Here is an 18,233-nt window from a genome sequence, read left to right as displayed (position 1 = left end):
GTTCAGCAGATAAGCTGCTGCGTTCTTTAATAGATTGACGGCATTTGTATTGAACAATGTATAGCTGTCTCCTTCGTTGCTTAATCCGATAAGTAGATATTTGGCAGAATTGTCGAGGTTCAGTTCGTGTATATGAACTTTGGCATCGTCTCCGTCAATGGTAGCTAAAGTATGGTTGGCTGTTTCCATTGGAACCGTCCAGCTTGTACCGGTAAAAGGTGCTGAGACATATTGGAATGCGTTGATTACCGTGCTGGGTTGGGCAAGCAATTCCAATTTATCACCGTCGAAAGCTACGTTGGTAAAGATCGGATGGTTTTGCAAAGTTACATCCACATTGCTGTGCATGCGGCCTATTTCCGTATTGTTCGGTGTGGACCAGCTCCATCTGTCTTTGCTATAAGTAAAGGCTTTCAGGTTCAGAATAGGTTTTATGCCTGCCAGATCCGAAGTAGCTACGCCGATCGGGTTATTACCGGCAACACTGGCATGTATCACAATCAGATCGTAATTCCGGTAGTAGGCTTCCATATCTGCCGGTTTAGTTGCCGAGGCATCGAGGAACTGTACGTCATAATCGGCAAAAGCGGATAGAAGCAGACCGTCGTAAGAGGCTGCGGCACCGGTAGCGGTCAGCATGCCTACTGCAATTTTATCTGAAACGATCGCATTTACCGTATATACTGCTTTGCTCCCGTCTTGTGCGGTAACTTCGATGGACAAGGGGCCGTTGGCAAAATTATGTGGATTGCCGCTTTCAAAGTCGGCACTTGCCAGGCTTGAGTTGAGCAGGAAAGTGACAGGCCATTCGCCTGGAATTGTTCCTTTGACGAACTGACAGGTGATTGTTTTGGCTTCATTGTCCACAATGGCTTTTTTTCCGTTGATTGTTGCACTTTTAATCGTATTATCCGGGCTCTTGCTGTTACCGTCGTCGTTGGAAAGAAGTTCGGTTGTAGCCGCCAGATAAGCGATGCGCGGACTTCCGCCGCCGGTAAGTGTCATCGGGTTCAGGCTGCCGCCGATCTGATAAAGATCTTCTCCGGCAGTAGAAATGGTTACTTTGCGGTAGATACGGAACGATTTGGTTCCGATGGAGGCGGGTATGATGACTCCCTCGCCACCGCTGCGAACCGGAGGCAGTTCGGCTTCTTCATATCCGATAATCGATTGGGTGTCAAAGCTCAGCCCGTCAGAGAACAGGATGATGATACCGCATCCGGAGTCGAGGTCTGCACTGGTTCCGTTCACTTTGACAGAAGCAATATTTTTTTCCGAGCTTTTTTCTGTCAGTGTTCCCTGAATATAGTAGTCATCGCTGGATATATACATGAACGTGTAATTGCCGGAGGTTTCATAGACTCCGTTTTTACTGGTTGTATTCATCATCTTGCTGTTCGAAGCGGAGAAGATCATCTCGTCTATGCTGCCGGCATTGATGGTATATTTGCTGTCGGTAGTAATCAGTGTACCGGTTTGGGCATTTGAAGAAGATTTACCGTCAAAATCTCTTCCTAAGTCCACGCAGGTAGTGGTGAACGAATAGGTACCGGTTTTGAAACTCCATACGCTGCCCGGTGTTGTACCTAAAGTGTTGGTTGCATCCACCCGCCAGTAGTAAGTTTGGTTCATTTCCATCTCTCCTTCAAAAGTGAAAGAGGTGGTAGTGAGGTTATTGGCCACTTCTGTCAAGTTGGCTGCATCAGCGCCAAAGAAGAGACTGTAAGAGACATCTCCCGCCCATGGGCCGGTTTCGTTTTCCCATGAAAAATCGACCGAGGTATAAAAGCGGGATACCTCGTTTACGGCAGGAGAGGGAGTATGGCTCTGGTGGGGTATTTGAGGTTCTCCTTCCGTAGCGGTTTTTAGAATTTCCGAGGGAGTCGAAGCATCCAATCCGGCTTTTTGGGTGATGAGACGGAAATGATAAGTTTGGTCTACTAACAGGTTTGTGGCATTGTAGGAAGTGGCATCGGCTTGCAGGGTGGCACAAGTAGTGAACGTTGTTCCGCCGTCGATCGATTGTTCCAATACGATCTGGTCACTTTCCGTAGCATTGTTTTTCCAAGACAGGTTGATCGATGTTTTCGTACGGCCGGTCATTTTCAGATCCGAAGCGCAGCGTACGTAGGCTGCTGTGGGCTTGTCAATGCTGTTGAAGTAATTCTCAATGTTCGGATATCCGTTTGCTCCCAATTGGAGTGCATCCGATGCGTCGTTTTTGTCCAGCCCGTTTGCGTCCTCCCACCAATCGGGTATTCCGTCATTGTCTGTATCCGGTGCTTTGGGGCCTTTACTGATCACTCCGATGTAATTGTATATCTCGTTTTCTCTTTCGTGAACGATTAGCTTTCCTTTTTTTCCATAAGATAGTAATTCGTCGATCATAAACTGATCTACGGCTGTGCGTGCAGGCAAGGAAGCACCTACTGATGCCACTACCTTATCCAGTGCCTCTTGGGGAGACAGGATGCCTCCTGAAATTTCGGGATGTACTTTCGGGATACCGGTGAATGCGCTACGTTCGTTGACGAAGCCGGCATTGCCGTAATCAGAGTTGGTGGTGGCTCTTCCATCCAGAACTCCGTCTTTGTTCGTGTCTACGAAGTCATTGTTGTGATATAACTGGAACGTGGGTGTTGCCCGGGTAAAAGGACTGGAACTGTTGGGGCCGGCGATGAAATAGTTACCTTCCAGCCATGCCCATGAAGAGGCTTCCGTATCGCCTAAGATATAACCGTTGCCACCTCCCCAGTTATAGATTACATTGTTGATAAACTGGTTCAATCCTTTTACTTTCGGATTACGGGTTTTGTTGTCGATGTACAGGCAACCGATGATAGAGACCCCGTTGTTGGTCTGGATCAGACCGCCGGCAGAGTGGGACATGATTCCTTGCCCCATAATCGAATTTTGGATCGTGATATCACCCGGCTCGGTTCCCTTGCCGTCCCAGTTGATGGAAAAGTTCTCATCCAATCCCCAGGCTACAGACAGATGGTCGAAGATCATATTCTGTCCGTTGGCTATGCCGGCGGCATCTTTCCCGGAAGAACCTTTGTCTTTGCCCATGTAGATGCGCAGATAGCGAACGATCAGGTTGCTGGCTCCCGAAAAGGAGACACCGTTTCCATGGATGATAATGCCATCGCCCGGTGCTGTTTGCCCTGCTATGTAGGAATTACCACTGAAGACGAGGCGTGATTTCAATTTGATTTCACCGCATACGTCAAAAACGATGTAACGTCCGGGTTGGCTTATGGCATCACGCAATGAGCCGGGGCCGGAATCGTCCAGATTGGTCACATGATATATTTGCGGATTGGCAACCGCACGTGCACCTGTGGCATAGCGCCCGAATCCTTCAGCTCCGGGAAAAGCCAATTGTTGGGCTTGCAGGGATACTGATACAACATTTATCAGTAGAAACAACGATAATAGAAGTAATTTGTTTTTCATTGTACTGTTAATCTAAATTGTTATAAAAAATGATTTAAGCAAAAGGTGCGGGCTATAAACTAACCGGTTATTGATTAGTAAATATGCCAACATGCAAATAAACGGCAAAAAAAAGAAATGGCAAATGTGAGAAATGATACTATTAGTATTGATTTTGACCATTTTGTGCACATTGAGTTATTTTTACCTCGATATAAAACAGAATATCACCTTGTTTTTATCCCCCTTCACCGCCTTCACCTTTTCCGGTCAATCGGCTTATTCATCGGTGTTTGGAGGTGAAGCCCCATTCTGTTTTTTTTATGTATTGTGCAAAAGCCCCTTACGAACGGTGCGTACAGATTGTATGAACAATGCCTGGCGGAGGTAAGCACCGTGCTTACGATTGCTGATGTGCCGTGTTATTTTCTTCGGTGGCGCTTCACCCCGTATGGCCGATGAACAGGGAGATTGACCGGAAAAGGTGAAGACGGTGAAGGGGGCAAAAACTGGTTGAATGAGCGAATTATTGTAGTGTGACGTCGCGGTTCACTACCGATTGCATGGTGCTTCACTGCCGGTTGCATCACAATAGATTGCCGGTTGCATATTACCAATAAGCGACTATGATTTTTCTTTTTTTTTGAACGATGTATTAACCCGGCATCAATTATCTCTGACCGGAAAAAATAAGGTGAACTCACTGAATTTATTTTCAATACTTTCCAAACTTACTTTACCGTTATGCGCCGTCATCACTCGCTGCACGTAGTTCAACCCCAACCCGAAGCCACCGGCATTGCTTCGTTTGCCGGCATCGGCCCGTTCAAACTTGTCGAATATTTTATTTTGTTCTTTGAAGGAGATTCCTAAACCGTTGTCGTGCACTTTTATTTTTGTGTAATTACTTTCTTCTTCACATACGATGTCTATTTTCACCGTTTCACCGGAATATTTGATGGCATTGTCTATCAAGTTACTAAGAATCTCGCGTAAGCAAAAGGCATCCGCATATACAGAATTACAGTGATGAAATGCTTTTGAAAATTCTACGGGCTTGTGGGTTTTTAGTCGGAACTTCTCTATAAGGTCGTCGATGAGAGGTTCCAGCACGACTGTTTCTTTGTGCAGTTGCAATTCGTCCTTTTCTATTTGAGTCAATAAGATGACGCGATTGGACAGTGTGAGCAGATGATTGCATTCATCGGAAATGGCTTGCAGGTATTTTTTCTTTTTTTCCGCTTGTTCTTCCAGTTTGCCTGTGTTTAATATATGTGCACCCATGAGGATGGTATTCAGTGGTGATTTCATGTCATGAATCATTGCATAGGTGAAATCTCTCTGAAATAGTGCGAGACGGCGTTGCATAAATATCATCTTTACCTGATAGAATACGCAACAGGCAATGAGCAGGAACATAAGCCCCAGTGAAAGAAGCAAGGGCCATAAGGGCATTAATATAAGTACTTGGGGTGAAGACAGCCTTCCTTGTATCACCTTGCTGCTGTCATTGTTCAGAGGGATGAAGCGGGTTGCCAGGTCTGAAATCCTCGCTGCATGGCCGGGGCAGGTACTTTCTTCTGTTTCTCGATCGGGGTAGGTTAATATGTCTATACAGGTGGGGCGGGTGATGCCCGCTTCGTATAGGCGTGCAGTGAATGCCGAATCCATATATTGCAAAGAGAAAGGGGCGGGAGTGGCACAGGAATTTATAGCTTCGAGCATCTTGAGCGCAGAGCGCAGTGTGTAGTTTGCATCTATCGAGTTATACTGATGAAAAACATACACCCTTGTTGCGGGCGATTGGGTTCGGGCTGCTTCCTCTTTTTGTCTTCGGGCAAAGGGTGTGAGGCCGGTTTCGGGATAGTTCAGTATCTCCTTTTTCTCGTCGCTTGCCATATACTGTGGGAACTGGTGATATCCCACTTCCTTGAAGAAAGCCTCTTCGAAATAGGTGTTTACCTCATGCTTTAGGGTCGTATATCCGGTGTGATACAGAAAGCCGAACCAGATAGCCAGTAATAAAAAAGTTCCTGTCAGGCTTATTATCGATAGTATTCTGGAAGAACGTTGTTTCTTTTCCTGACTCTTGCGGGCTGCTTCTTTGGCTGCCGTTAGAGTGTCTTCGGTCATACCGAGCAAAGTATTGCTTTCATTTTCTATTGCTTGCCATTGCTCCAATTCCATTTTCTTCTGAATGCCGGTAACCGGGGTAGCCATGTTTTCGGCCAATTTATAAAAAGATTTTTCTTGTGCTTTGATCGATTGTTGTTGGCGGATGATCCGTTTTATCTGAGAAATGATACTGTATATAACTACGATCATCAAGCCGAATGTCAATAGATAGAATAAGGAGATTTTTTCCAAGATGAGCGTATAAGGAGAAACGATAATGGCTTGTACGGCTATTTGATTGCTGCGGTCGATGAAGAACGGTTCGGATTTCAATACCCCTACTTTCCGGTCGAATGTAGGGTTGGTGCTGTCTAATATCCGATTGATGCCGTTATTTATTTTATTGATTACGACTTCGCTGTCTATATTGTCTATTTTCAGTTTCTTTCTCAATACGGTGGCTAATTCGTCGATAGGGAACTCCACTTTGTATTCTGTTTTTAATATTTGAGCCAGATCCTCGTTTGTTCGCAGATTCTGTTCATCTTGCGAAAGTTTGGAGTTTGGTGCGGTAGGTATGTAGGCGATGGTTGTACCATCGGGATAGGGAAGTTGGTTGGCCAGATTATCGTTGGTTTCGTAAAAGGCAATGGCAAAGTTTTTATTTACGGTAAGTTGCATGGCTTCCATGTTGCTCCGGTAGGCATAGAAGAGTCCTCCGATTTGCAGGATAAGAGTGATGATGAGGCCTATAATCGTAATGATCGTAACTTTTCGGATACGCATGGTCTATATTTTTGTTGCAAAGATAGCATTTTATTTATTTTCTGCTGGTCGGTGAAATAATCCTGCTTGTCGATTTTGCTTTTAAAGGTGTTATGTACATGCTATCTTTGATTATCAATAAATTAAATAGGATTATGAAAACAAATTTTAAAATCGCTTGGCTTATCGCTTTACTGGCGGGTATGCCTCTTTTATTATCAGCACAAGAAAAAGACCGTTCTTCGTTACCGCGTGAAGTTCTTTCGCCCGAGAAGGTAGCCAAACGCGAAACGGATGAGATGAAAAAACAATTGCAACTGACAGAGAAGCAGTATAAGAAAATCTATAAACTTAATCTGAAAGAACAGAAGAAACGGTTTAGTGCGATGCAGAATTCCGAACGGCAGGGGCCGCCTATGGGTAGACCTCACGGTACGGGTGAAGGACGTCCGCCGATGATGGGTGGAGAACCGCCGATGATGGGTGGAGTAGGGCCGGATAGAGGTGAAAGTTCTCAAAGGGAGGATAAAGCTGAGGAAATCCAAGAAGCAGTGGCTGCCAAAGAAAAAAAGATAAAGAAGATATTGACAACAGAACAATATGAAAAATGGCAGGAAATAGGTGCCAAGCATAAAAACAGGCATTCCGGACATTCTGTTATGAAGGAAAAAGACAATTGATAAAGAATGAGAGCGTATCCGAAAATTCGGGCACGCTCTCATTCTTTTTGTTTAAGCAGGTCTTTATTTCTTCTTTTTATAGTATATCCATATGACTGCTATTACTCCAATAAGCAATAATATCAGTGCGCCATAGGCAATCCCCTCTGTCACATGCAGGCTCTGCGGATCAAAACGCATCTCGATCGTGTGTGTGCCGGCCGGAACATTCATGGCACGCAAAATATAATTAGCACGGGCTATATCCGCCGGCTGGCCGTCAACGGTTACCTGCCATCCCGGCTGATAATAGATTTCGGAGAATACGACCACACCGTCTTTGGGAGAAGAAGTCTCATATATCAAGTGGTTAGGCTTGTAGCTGACAAGTTTGACGGTACTTGCTGAGTCGACTTTCAAGCCTTCGGTCACCCCTTTCAGGATATCTTTAAATTTGACATCGACGATGGCCGTATTTTTCAGGTCTACTTTACCTACGGCATCGATCTCTTCGTTGGCATTGTCAACGTATTGCACTTTGTCGACGAACCAGGCATTACCGTACGCGTATGGATTCAGAATAGGAGCCGTTTGTCCTTGCTGGTTGACAGGGAAAATGAAATACTTCGTATTCAGCATGTTCAATACCTGGAACTTGCCGGCATCTACACTGTCCATTTCTCCACCGGACGCTGCTACCTCCTTAAAGGCTGCTTGCATTTCGGGTTTGATATGGTGGTCTATCATTTCCTGATAACGGCGCAATTTGGCGGCATGGTATCCACCGACGCTTTTGTGCCAGTAAGCAGTGTTGTTTTCGTCAAATGTGGAAGTGGCAAAGTTTAGTACCCGGTAATCCAAACTCTTGTCTTGCAGAATCAGTTCATCGGCTTTTGTCTTGTTAAATGTTTCTGTCCGAATGGAACGGGGTACAAACTGGTCATCATGGAGATAACGTTTGTTGACGGTCCACATATCCCCCAAACAAAGCAGCGCAATGCCCGCGATGGTAAATGATTTGCGCAACTTGCCCGTTGCATAAAGCCAAAGCAACACACAGCCGATGGCTATGATGATAAAGCTGCGCAGGGCATCGGCACTGACAAGTGCTCCGCGCATGTCTGTAAGGCTGGCCAAAATGCCGGAAAGTTCGTTAGCAGGTATCATCTGCTGGTCGACGGCATTTTGAAGCATCTGAACCTCCCGGGCAGATACAAAACCGGAATTGAGACTACTGGGGGCTATGAACAGCAGTAAGGCAACGCCGGCAGTCAGTACGAAACTAATGCCGAATGCTTTTTTATCTTTCTTCCATATGCCGGGCTCTTCTAAAATGCGCTTTAAGGCAAAGATGGCCAACAGGGGTATTGTGAACTCTGCAATGACGAGAATAGACGATACTGCACGAAACTTGTTGTACATCGGGATATAATCGATGAAAAAGTCCGTCAACGGCATAAAGTTCTTACCCCATGACAGGAGGATGGAGAAGAGTGTTGCTCCGACCAATGCCCATTTCAGAGGCCCTTTTACGATAAAGCATCCTAAGACGAACAGGAATAATACGAATGCGCCTACATAGACGGGGCCTGCTGTCCAAGGTTGGTCACCGAAATATTGCGGGAACGAACTATATAATCCGCCGTACATCGGGTTTGCTTTTTTCATGGCCGTATCGCTTTGGTTGAGGACAGCGCCGGAAGAACCACCTTTAAAGTTGGGAACAAGCAGCGTCCATGTTTCTCCGATACCATAACTCCAGTTTGTAATGTAATCGCGGTCTAATCCGCTACTGGTCTGTTTGGCTGCATCCCCGGTTTGAACCAGTTCGCTTTTACTGCGCATGGTTTCTTTACTGTATGTGTAAGTGTGGTAAAGATTGGTAATATTGGTTGCCACACCGACAAGGGCCGCCACTATTAATATGGCACTTGCCTTGAAGAACTTCGGTAGTGTTTTGTTGCGCCATGCGTCTTCAAAGTAAGCCCCTACAAAAAAGAGGATGACGAACAGGAAGTAATAAGACATCTGTACGTGGTTCGATGTAATCTGTAGGGCAATAAAGACGGCAGTGACAATACCACCTAATAACAGACGCCCCCGGTAGGCAAGGACCATACCGGCCAGAGTAGGCGGTATGTAAGCAAGAGTGATGAACTTCCAGAGGTGTCCGGCGGATATTAATATGAAAAAGTAGGAGGAGAATGCCCACATGATTCCTCCTAATCCGGCAAGCCAGGCCGGTATGCCGAATGCTCGCAGCAAGATGTAGAAACCGAGCATCAGAATAAATGTCAGGCTGACATAATTGGGTAGAAACAGCTGATACACTTTCTGTACCCACTGCAATGGTTTACTCGTGTCGTAAGAGGGGGCTATCTGATAGGTTGGCATACCGCCGAAGATGGAATTTGTCCAACGGGTACGTTCGCCTGTCTGTTCGTAGTACTCTTTGGCTTCTTGTCCGGCACCGGCACCGGCAGCAATATCATGCTGGAACAAAATGCGGTTCTCTATGTCCGCCGGAAAAAAGTAGACGAAGGAAATCAGAATAAATGCCAGAATGGCAATGAGGTCGGGAAGAAATTTTTTCATTTACAATTTGACGATTTACGATTTACAATTGAAATTTGTATCATTTACGATTTGACGATTTACGGGTTCAGATGTTGATATCCAAAGGCTGTTATCAATCGTAAAATCGTAAATCGTCAAATTGAAAAATTAATAGCGATAGTGATCCGCTTTATATGGACCGTCTACCGATACGCCGATATATGCAGCCTGTTCGGGAGTCAGTTTTGTCAGTTTCACACCTATCTTCTCAAGATGCAGACGAGCTACTTCTTCATCAAGATGCTTAGGCAAACGGTATACATTGATATCGTATTTTTTGTTGAACAATTCGATTTGTGCCAATGTCTGGTTAGTGAAAGAATTGCTCATTACAAATGACGGATGCCCCGTTGCACATCCTAAATTTACCAGACGTCCGTCGGCCAGCAGGATGATGCTGTGACCGTCAGGGAAATAATACCGGTCTACCTGTGGTTTGATATTTACACATTTGATACCGGGGTAGTGTTTTAATGCATCCACTTGTATTTCGTTGTCGAAGTGTCCGATATTGCAGACGATAGCCTGGTCTTTCATCTGTTCCATATGGTCGATACGGATAATGTCGATATTACCGGTAGTCGTTACAAATATATTTCCCTCTTTGCACGCGTCTTCCATAGTTACTACTTCGAAGCCTTCCATAGCCGCTTGTAAAGCACAGATCGGATCTACTTCCGTTACCAAAACACGCGCTCCGTACGAACGCATGGAGTGTGAGCAGCCTTTTCCTACATCCCCATAACCGCAAACTACTACCACTTTGCCGGCAATCATCACGTCTGTTGCGCGTTTGATACCGTCTGCCAATGATTCACGGCAACCATACAGATTGTCGAATTTCGATTTGGTTACCGAATCGTTTACGTTGAATGCCGGGAAAAGTAATTTTCCTTCTTCCTGCATTTGATACAGACGGTGTACACCGGTAGTCGTTTCTTCGGATACGCCACGTACTTCGGCGGCAACACGATGCCAACGGCTATTATCTACTGCCAATACTTTTTTCAGAATGGCATTCAGTTCGATTTCGTCTTCGGCATGCACTTCTTTGTCTAATACGGCAGCATTGTTTTCTGCTTCATATCCCACATGGATCATCATGGTGGCATCACCGCCATCGTCTACAATGACAGTAGGACCTTTACCACCGGGGAAGTTCAAAGCTTGAAGAGTACACCACCAATAGTCTTCCAGTGTTTCGCCTTTCCATGCATATACGGCAACGCCCGAAGCGGCAATGGCTGCTGCTGCATGATCTTGTGTCGAATATATATTGCAAGAACACCAGCGTACCTCTGCACCCAATGCAACGAGTGTTTCAATCAGTACGGCTGTCTGGATAGTCATGTGCAATGAACCCATAATACGGGCGCCTTTCAATGGTTTGGATTCTCCATACTTTTCGCGAAGAGCCATAAGGCCGGGCATTTCTTTTTCTGCCAGATCGATTTCCTTGCGTCCGAAGTCTGCAAGTTTAATATCTGCCACTTTGTAGGGCAGTGTAGAGAATAATTCTGTAGACATATTTTAATTTGTTTAAAAAATAAAAGTAGTTGCAAAGATAGAACTTTCTGATTAGTAGGACAAAAGCTATCGTTCTTTTTTAATCAATAATAACTTCGATGATGCCGTAGTTTTAATTGTAAATGTTATATATTTGCATGTTTATGGGCAATATATACAACAAAACGGATAAAAATCTAAAGAATCTTTATGGGACTATATGATCAGAAAACGAAAGATGAACTTCTTGAAATTGTAAAAGAATTGGAGAGAAAGGTGGAGGACCTTACCTCGGAGTTGTCTTCGTTGGAAACAGGAAGATTCCGGGATAAATATAGTACCCGTATTTTAGATGCATTGCCTGATATGCTTACTGTCTTTGATCATGATGCAAATATTATAGAACTTGCTTCTTCTCCGGAAACAAACCATGTGGAGGGTACTACTACAGAAAGTATTGTTGGTGCAAATGTAAAGGATATTGTACCTGAAAAAGCTTACGAGAGTGTTCGGGAAAACATGGATAAAGTGATAGAGACCGGTAAGGGATCGATAGCTAAACATTCGTTGATGCTCGATGGAGTTTGGCATCATTATGAGAATCGAATTTTTCCGCTTGATGATAAATATTTGCTTTGTATGTGCCGTGATGTCTCGGAAAAGGTGAAAGTCGAAGGGGTGAATGCCATTCAGCGAAACGAAATAATTCGTCTTAATTCTTTAATGCAGGCCATATTGAATAATGTACCTGTATATTTATTTATAAAAGACACCGGTAATGATTTTCGCTATCTTTATTGGAACAAGGCTTTTGCGGACCGAACCGGCATTACAGCGGAATTTGCTGTAGGTAAAACGGATGTGGAAATTTTCCGTAGTGATGAGGAGGTCAGACGTTTCAGAAAGGGAGACTTAGCCGTGATGGAGGCCGAGAAGGTAGAGTATTTGGAAGAATATACTACGCTAACCGGTGATACGCGTACCGTGGCAATGATAAAAACACTTGTACCTTCCGGTAATAAGCAACCCTATATTGTCGGAGTAGGATGGGATATGACCGATATTAAAAAGACGGAAAAAGAACTGATCGATGCCAGAGTCAAGGCAGAGGAAGCCGATAAACTGAAATCTTCTTTTCTCGCCAATATGAGCCACGAGATACGGACACCTTTGAATGCAATTGTCGGTTTTTCGAAACTTATTATCGAATCCGGAGACAAAGAAGAACAATCCCAATATGCAGAGATTATAGAAAAGAATTCCGGTTTGCTGCTAAATCTTTTTAATGACATTCTCGATTTATCTGCTTTGGAAGCCGGATCGCTGAAATTTTCGATAGGATCGGTCAGAATGAGGGACATATGCGCCCGGTTGTATCATCAATATTGCGATTCCGTTCATCCCGGAGTAAACCTTGTGTTTGATGAGGTTGACCCGGACTTGTGTGTGCAGGGTGATTGGGACCGTATTTCTCAGATATGGCTGAATTTGCTTAGTAATGCTATCAAATTCACTTCCGAAGGAGAGATTCATTTCGGTTTTGAGAGAAAAGGGGGGATGATTCAAGGATATGTGTCCGATACGGGTATCGGGATTCCGGTAGAACGTGCTGCAACCATTTTTAGCCGTTTTGGGAAAGTCAACGATTTTGTTCAGGGAACCGGACTCGGACTGACTATTTGCCGGATGTTAGTTGAAAAAATGGGAGGACGTATCTGGGTGCGTTCAAAAGTAGGAGCAGGGACTATATTCTATTTTACGCTTCCGATGGTATGCAAAACCAAAGGATGATATAGATGGAGTTGTGGTCTTTAAAACTGTAAATTGATAGATGAACCGTAAGTAAAAAATGTAACGCATCTTTTTGCGTTATTTATGTAAAGTTGTATATTTGCGGTATGTTCATTTTGTGAACATACCGGTTTTTTGTAAATATAGCCCAAAACGCTGTCGAACTACCACTTGATGCAAATCGGCTATTTTGAGAACTTACTCTATGGGTGAGGTGTATATATACGTCTTTGGCGTAGAAACACTCCCATTGAGTAAGTAGGCTGTGGTAGGCCTTGACAGCGTTGGGCAGTGGTTCTACGTCTTTTTTCATATTTTGCGTAGCACTTGCTGATTGTGAATATTTTAATATTAACTATGGAGCTACCAGACTATGAAACCACTATTGCTTATTCTGCTATATTTTGTTTCTGTAGATGTGAACTATTCAGATTCTTATCAAAAAGATGCCTGGAAGTGTTTGGATAATTCTTATAAAACCTTATTGACTGATCCTAAGCAATCTGCTGCATATTCCATGCAGGCTTATGATATATTGAAACAGACAACGGATTCTGCATTGATTGTCTATACTTTGTCCATGTCGGGACATGCTTATATGCTTTATGGGAATTTTGATCTGAGTATGAATGTGTACTATAAAGCTTTATCCTATTGTCCGGAAAAAGATCTAAAAGCAAAGGCTAAGATAAATCTTAATTTGGGAACTTTGTATGGTTCATTGAAAGACTTTTCAAAAGCAATGGAGTTGATTGATAATGCCACTTCAACATATAAGGTTTTGAATGATTCGGCGGGAATAGCCAATGCTTATAATGCCCGTGGTTTGATTCATGTCTATATGAACGAAACGAACATAGCTGATAAATTTTTTAAAGACGCTTTACGCATAAACAAGGTTTTGGGAGATAAAAAAAATATGGCAGCCAATATAAACAACTTATGTCTTTATGAAGGTAATACGGAAGAAAAAATAATGTTGTTGGAAGAGGCCATTGGTATTAATAAACATTTGAATGCATTATGGTCGTTAGCCGAGAATTATAATAATATGGGGATGCAACTATTCTATGCAAAGAAATATGATGATGCTTTAGATGCTTTGAAGCAGGCGGAGGGGTATGCATCTGAAGTGAATGCTCATGAATTGATATGTGATAATTATGAATACCTCTCTAAAGTGTATTCGGCGCAAGGGCATTATAAAGAGGCTTATGTCAACTTACTGAATTTTGAAAAAAAGAAAGAACAATTACTTCGAAAAAAAGAACTCGTTGATATTGAAAGAAGCTTGATAAGGAATAAATTGCAAGAACAGAAGAAGGAGGCAGAGTTAGTTCACCAGCGATATCAACTGTCATTATTAAGACGAAATATATGTATTGCGATCGTAATCTTTTTAGGTATCAATGTGCTGACATTTTTGTTAGTCAAACAACTTAAGCGGAAGAAGGATTTACAGATTGCGAAAGCACAAAAGGAATTGGCAGATTTAAAATTACATCAGCAGACGGTGGAATTGGAGGTGCAATCGGAAAAGCTTGAGAGTACCCAGAGTGAACTGACTAATTTTGTTCTTTTTCTGAATAGTAGGAATGAACTGTTGGAGAAAATCAGGGAGATGATAAAAGCTGCCTATAAAATGAATGCTAATGAGATATTGACTCATTTAAAAAGAATAAATACATATATTCTTCAAGTAAAGAAGATGGAGGAAGAAAATGATTGCCTGACGCACGAGGTCGAAATGCAAAATACTGAATTTCTTAACCGGTTAGTACAGAAACATCCGGGATTGACTCCCGGTGAAAAAAGGTTAGCTACTTTTTTGCGGGTTAATTTATCTACCAAGGAAATTTCTTTATTAACGGGGATCTCTGTTAAAGCTATCAGTATGGCAAGATATCGCTTAAGAAAGTCATTGAACCTACATCCTCAAGAGGATATTTTTTGTTATCTGCGTAATATTTGAAAAAGTGATTTTGTAGAGTACTTTTCTGTTGTTAAATTATTGCTAATTAATGTTTTAGCTCTTTCTTGTGTAGGGCGTAAATATGATTGTTTTATGCTTTTGTAGGGTCTGTGTAGACCCTTTTTTTTAGGCTATATTTAGGTTTTGGGGTTTATTTGCTGCTGTGTTTGAAAAGCGCATTTATTAACTTTAAAATTTAATTGCTATGAAGCAAAGTTATTGTTGGGGAGGCATATTACTATATGCTATAATGCTATTCTTTTTATTTATTCCATCCTCTGCTTATGCACAAAACTACCAATTAAAAGGCTATGTGCTGGATACTGCCAATGAGCCGTTGATCGGTGCCAATGTAATTGTGGCCGGGACAACTAACGGGGTAATTTCCGGTTTGGATGGTGGTTTTACCTTATCTGTTTCTCCTAACGATCGGATTGAAGTATCCTATATGGGATATATAAAGCAGATCATTCCTTTGAACGGGCGGAAAACAATTAAGGTGATTATGCAGGATGACAGTCAGTTGTTGGAAGAGACTGTGGTAATCGGTTATGGTACTTTGAAGAAAAGCGATATGACAGGGGCAATTTCTTCGGTAGATGTAGAATCCTTGGCAAGCCGTGCGACGACCAATCCGGCGGAGGCCTTACAAGGAAAAGTTGCGGGAGTTAGCATTTTGAAGTCGGGAGGAAATGCAGGAGCTTCTATCTCTGTTAAAATACGTGGTATCAAGACGATGGGCAGCAATGAACCTCTTTATATAATCGACGGTTTTCCCGGAGATATTACTACGGTTAATACACAGGATATCGAGGCGATGGAGATTTTGAAAGACGGTGCGGCGGCTGCCATATATGGTTCAGTTGCAGCCAATGGTGTGGTCATCGTAACTACTAAAAATGGGAAAAAAGGTGATGTCAAGGTTGATTTTAATACATTTTTCCAGTTTACGAGTGCGGCTAAGAAGTTTGAAATGCTGAATGCAGATGAATACTTAAATGTGCATAATATGATGTATGAGAATGCCGAAGCGAAGAAAATCGGTTATCTGACATTTACTGATAGCGATGGAAGACTGAAAAACCCAACAGGTTTTGATACGAACTGGCAGGATGAAATGCTTCGTGGCGGGTTGTCTCAAAACTATAATGTGAATGTCAGAGGTGGATCTGATATTGCCAAATATTCTGTCTCTTACAATCATTCGGATGAGAAAGGAATTTTAAGAGGGAATAAATATGTTCAGGATAATGCCCGGATGAAATTGAACGTGCAGAAATATATTTTTAATTTCGACGCTTCCTTATCTCTTAAAGTTACCCAAAGCCAGCAACCGCAATATTCTATAAAAGAGATGTATGCAATGGCTCCATTGGTACCTGTATACGATGAAGATCAACCCTCCGGTTATGGTTTGAATGAAATGAAAGTAGACGGTGTTCGTCTGGAACTGCCCAATAATCGCAATGTAATGGCCGATGACCACTTCAAGCATAAAAAATCGAATGGATACGATCTTATAGGAAATATCGGGCTAACGGTTGATTTTGCTCCGTGGCTTAAATTTAAGACCGCATATGCATACAGAGGGTACTACACGAATACAAAATACCATTCTGAAAAATTCACTGCCGATGTTCAAGGACAACAGTTATACCCGTATAATTACGATTATAATTCTTATTGGTTCGAACAGACTTTTGACAATGTGCTGACTTTTGATAAAACCTTTGGTAAACATTCATTGAATGTAATGGCCGGTAGTTCACTGACTGCTGCAAGGAAAGATTGGAGCCAAATAAATGTTGAGGGTAAAAAGACAGTGTATGATGTAGTAAACGGCAAGTTGGATATCAAAGATGAAGCCGCCGGCTTTTTTGATCCTACTTCGCCTACCATTGATGCCGGTAATGGCGGCACATTCACAGGCAACGGTTCATTCTGGAACTATAACCGGGCGTCTTTCTTCGGGCGCGTCAACTACTCCTATGGAGGTAAGTATATGCTTCAGGCAACAGTTCGTGCCGATGGCTCTTCTAAGTTCGGTAAGAATAACCGTTGGGGTGTTTTCCCGTCTGTTGCCTTAGGTTGGCGTATCAGTGAGGAAGAGTTTTTCTCTAAAGATATTATGAGTAATTTGAAGTTGAGGGTCAGTTGGGGACGACTCGGAAATGAAAATGCGTTGGGCTATTATTATGCTCCTACCATGACTAATGACAACACTCAATGGATGAGCTACATACAAGGGGGAAATCCTTGGCCCGGAATGAGTAACCTATATTTGGTAAACGACGATTTGCGTTGGGAAACTACGGATACTAAAAATATCGGAGTAGACTTTGGTTTCTTTAACAATAAACTTTATGGATCGTTGAATTATTATTACAACACTACGGAAGACTTATTGATTGAAAAAGTGATGCCACCTTCTGCCGGTATTTATAATCCTACGGTAAATGTCGGTAAAATGAGAAATAAAGGGTTTGAACTTGAACTGAACTATGCTGACAATATTAATGGGTTCGAATATAATGTAGGATTTAATCTTTTTACGACCAAAAATGAAATGTTGAAAGCAGACCCTAACCAGATTCTGTATGGGTCGGGGTTGAAGGGGGCCGGCCATTTTGTAACTCAGACGTTGGAGGGGTATCCTGTTGCTGCTTTCTTTTTATACCAAACGGACGGTATTTTCCAGTCGGCAGAAGAAGTGGCGAATCACACTGCTGAAATCGAACAGCCGGATGGCTCTGTAAAAACAGTACTTCTCCAACCGAATGCCAAACCGGGAGATATCCGTTTCAAAAATGTAAATGGTGACGGTGTCATCGATGAGAGCGACAAGGAATATTGTGGCTCGGGAATTCCTAAGTTGGAAGCTAATTTATCGTTTAGTGGTTCTTATAAAGGATTAGACCTGTCTTTTTTGTTAGGGAGTGCTTGGGGACATAAACTATATAATGCTAATCGTTTGTATTATGAGGCAATGGACTCTGGAACGAATATGTTTAAATCTACTTTAAATGCTTGGACGGAAAACAATTCGAATACCGCAATGCCCCGTGCGGTTTTGAAAGATCCGAATATGAATACCCGTGAATCGGATCGTTTCTTGGAGAAAGGTAACTTTATTCGTTTGCGGCAATTACAGTTGGGCTATACGTTGCCTAAAACTTGGACAAAGAAAGTCTATATTGACAAATGCCGGTTGTATGTTAGTGGTGAGAATCTTCTGACTTGGACTAATTATTCCGGCATCGATCCCGAATTCTCATCCGATATTTTGGACACGGGTGTGGATGTATTCATTTTTCCTTTTACTCGCTCGTATGTAGTCGGATTGCAGGTGACGTTTTAATTAATTTCTAAAA

Annotated in this window: 8 protein-coding genes; 4 read left to right on the top strand and 4 right to left on the bottom strand. The window is 42.8% G+C overall.

Annotated features, from left to right (window positions below):
- A partial coding sequence (locus QVP90_RS18565) for a hypothetical protein (RefSeq protein ID WP_288204913.1) occupies positions 1-3,459 on the bottom strand: 3,459 nt, incomplete at its 3' end.
- A 645-nt stretch (positions 3,460-4,104) separates the two neighbouring features.
- Positions 4,105-6,339, bottom strand: coding sequence for a sensor histidine kinase (locus tag QVP90_RS18560; protein WP_005928463.1), 2,235 nt, complete (start codon positions 6,337-6,339; stop codon positions 4,105-4,107).
- Between the two features lie 134 nt (positions 6,340-6,473).
- Between QVP90_RS18560 and QVP90_RS18555 the strand changes: the two genes are divergently transcribed.
- Complete coding sequence (locus tag QVP90_RS18555; protein WP_021937253.1) at positions 6,474-6,998, top strand: DUF4890 domain-containing protein; 525 nt, start codon at positions 6,474-6,476, stop codon at positions 6,996-6,998.
- A gap of 63 nt (positions 6,999-7,061) precedes the next feature.
- On the opposite strand, the gene QVP90_RS18550 is transcribed toward QVP90_RS18555, so the two are convergent.
- Entirely contained in the window at positions 7,062-9,572 is a 2,511-nt protein-coding gene (locus tag QVP90_RS18550) for a YfhO family protein (protein ID WP_021937252.1), read from the bottom strand.
- A 129-nt stretch (positions 9,573-9,701) separates the two neighbouring features.
- On the bottom strand, positions 9,702-11,120 hold the full coding sequence (ahcY, locus tag QVP90_RS18545; RefSeq protein WP_005928473.1) for an adenosylhomocysteinase: 1,419 nt from the start codon (positions 11,118-11,120) through the stop codon (positions 9,702-9,704).
- Between the two features lie 189 nt (positions 11,121-11,309).
- On the opposite strand from ahcY, the gene QVP90_RS18540 reads away from it, so the two are divergent.
- From QVP90_RS18540 to QVP90_RS18530, 3 genes are all read left to right on the top strand, one after another.
- Positions 11,310-12,890, top strand: coding sequence for a sensor histidine kinase (locus tag QVP90_RS18540; protein WP_021937251.1), 1,581 nt, complete (start codon positions 11,310-11,312; stop codon positions 12,888-12,890).
- 373 nt (positions 12,891-13,263) lie between these two features.
- Entirely contained in the window at positions 13,264-14,862 is a 1,599-nt protein-coding gene (locus QVP90_RS18535) for a tetratricopeptide repeat protein (protein ID WP_021937250.1), read from the top strand.
- Positions 14,863-15,067: 205 nt separating this feature from the next.
- On the top strand, positions 15,068-18,220 hold the full coding sequence (locus QVP90_RS18530) for a SusC/RagA family TonB-linked outer membrane protein (protein WP_021937249.1): 3,153 nt from the start codon (positions 15,068-15,070) through the stop codon (positions 18,218-18,220).
- Positions 18,221-18,233: the final 13 nt, after the last annotated feature.

The organism is Bacteroides sp. CAG:189 (genome assembly GCF_000432295.1).
In the GTDB taxonomy this organism is placed as follows: Bacteria; Bacteroidota; Bacteroidia; order Bacteroidales; family Bacteroidaceae; genus Bacteroides; species Bacteroides salyersiae.
Note: the sequence above shows the minus strand (reverse complement) of the source record. Positions and strands in the feature narration are given on the sequence as shown.

What these genes read in the sequence shown, in the direction of transcription:
- QVP90_RS18560 (WP_005928463.1), bottom strand. Translation starts at nt 6,339, where the DNA reads ATGCGTATCCGAAAAGTTACGATCATTACGATTATAGGCCTCATCATC.
- QVP90_RS18555 (WP_021937253.1), top strand. Translation starts at nt 6,474, where the DNA reads ATGAAAACAAATTTTAAAATCGCTTGGCTTATCGCTTTACTGGCGGGT.
- QVP90_RS18550 (WP_021937252.1), bottom strand. Translation starts at nt 9,572, where the DNA reads ATGAAAAAATTTCTTCCCGACCTCATTGCCATTCTGGCATTTATTCTG.
- ahcY (WP_005928473.1), bottom strand. Translation starts at nt 11,120, where the DNA reads ATGTCTACAGAATTATTCTCTACACTGCCCTACAAAGTGGCAGATATT.
- QVP90_RS18540 (WP_021937251.1), top strand. Translation starts at nt 11,310, where the DNA reads ATGGGACTATATGATCAGAAAACGAAAGATGAACTTCTTGAAATTGTA.
- QVP90_RS18535 (WP_021937250.1), top strand. Translation starts at nt 13,264, where the DNA reads ATGAAACCACTATTGCTTATTCTGCTATATTTTGTTTCTGTAGATGTG.
- QVP90_RS18530 (WP_021937249.1), top strand. Translation starts at nt 15,068, where the DNA reads ATGAAGCAAAGTTATTGTTGGGGAGGCATATTACTATATGCTATAATG.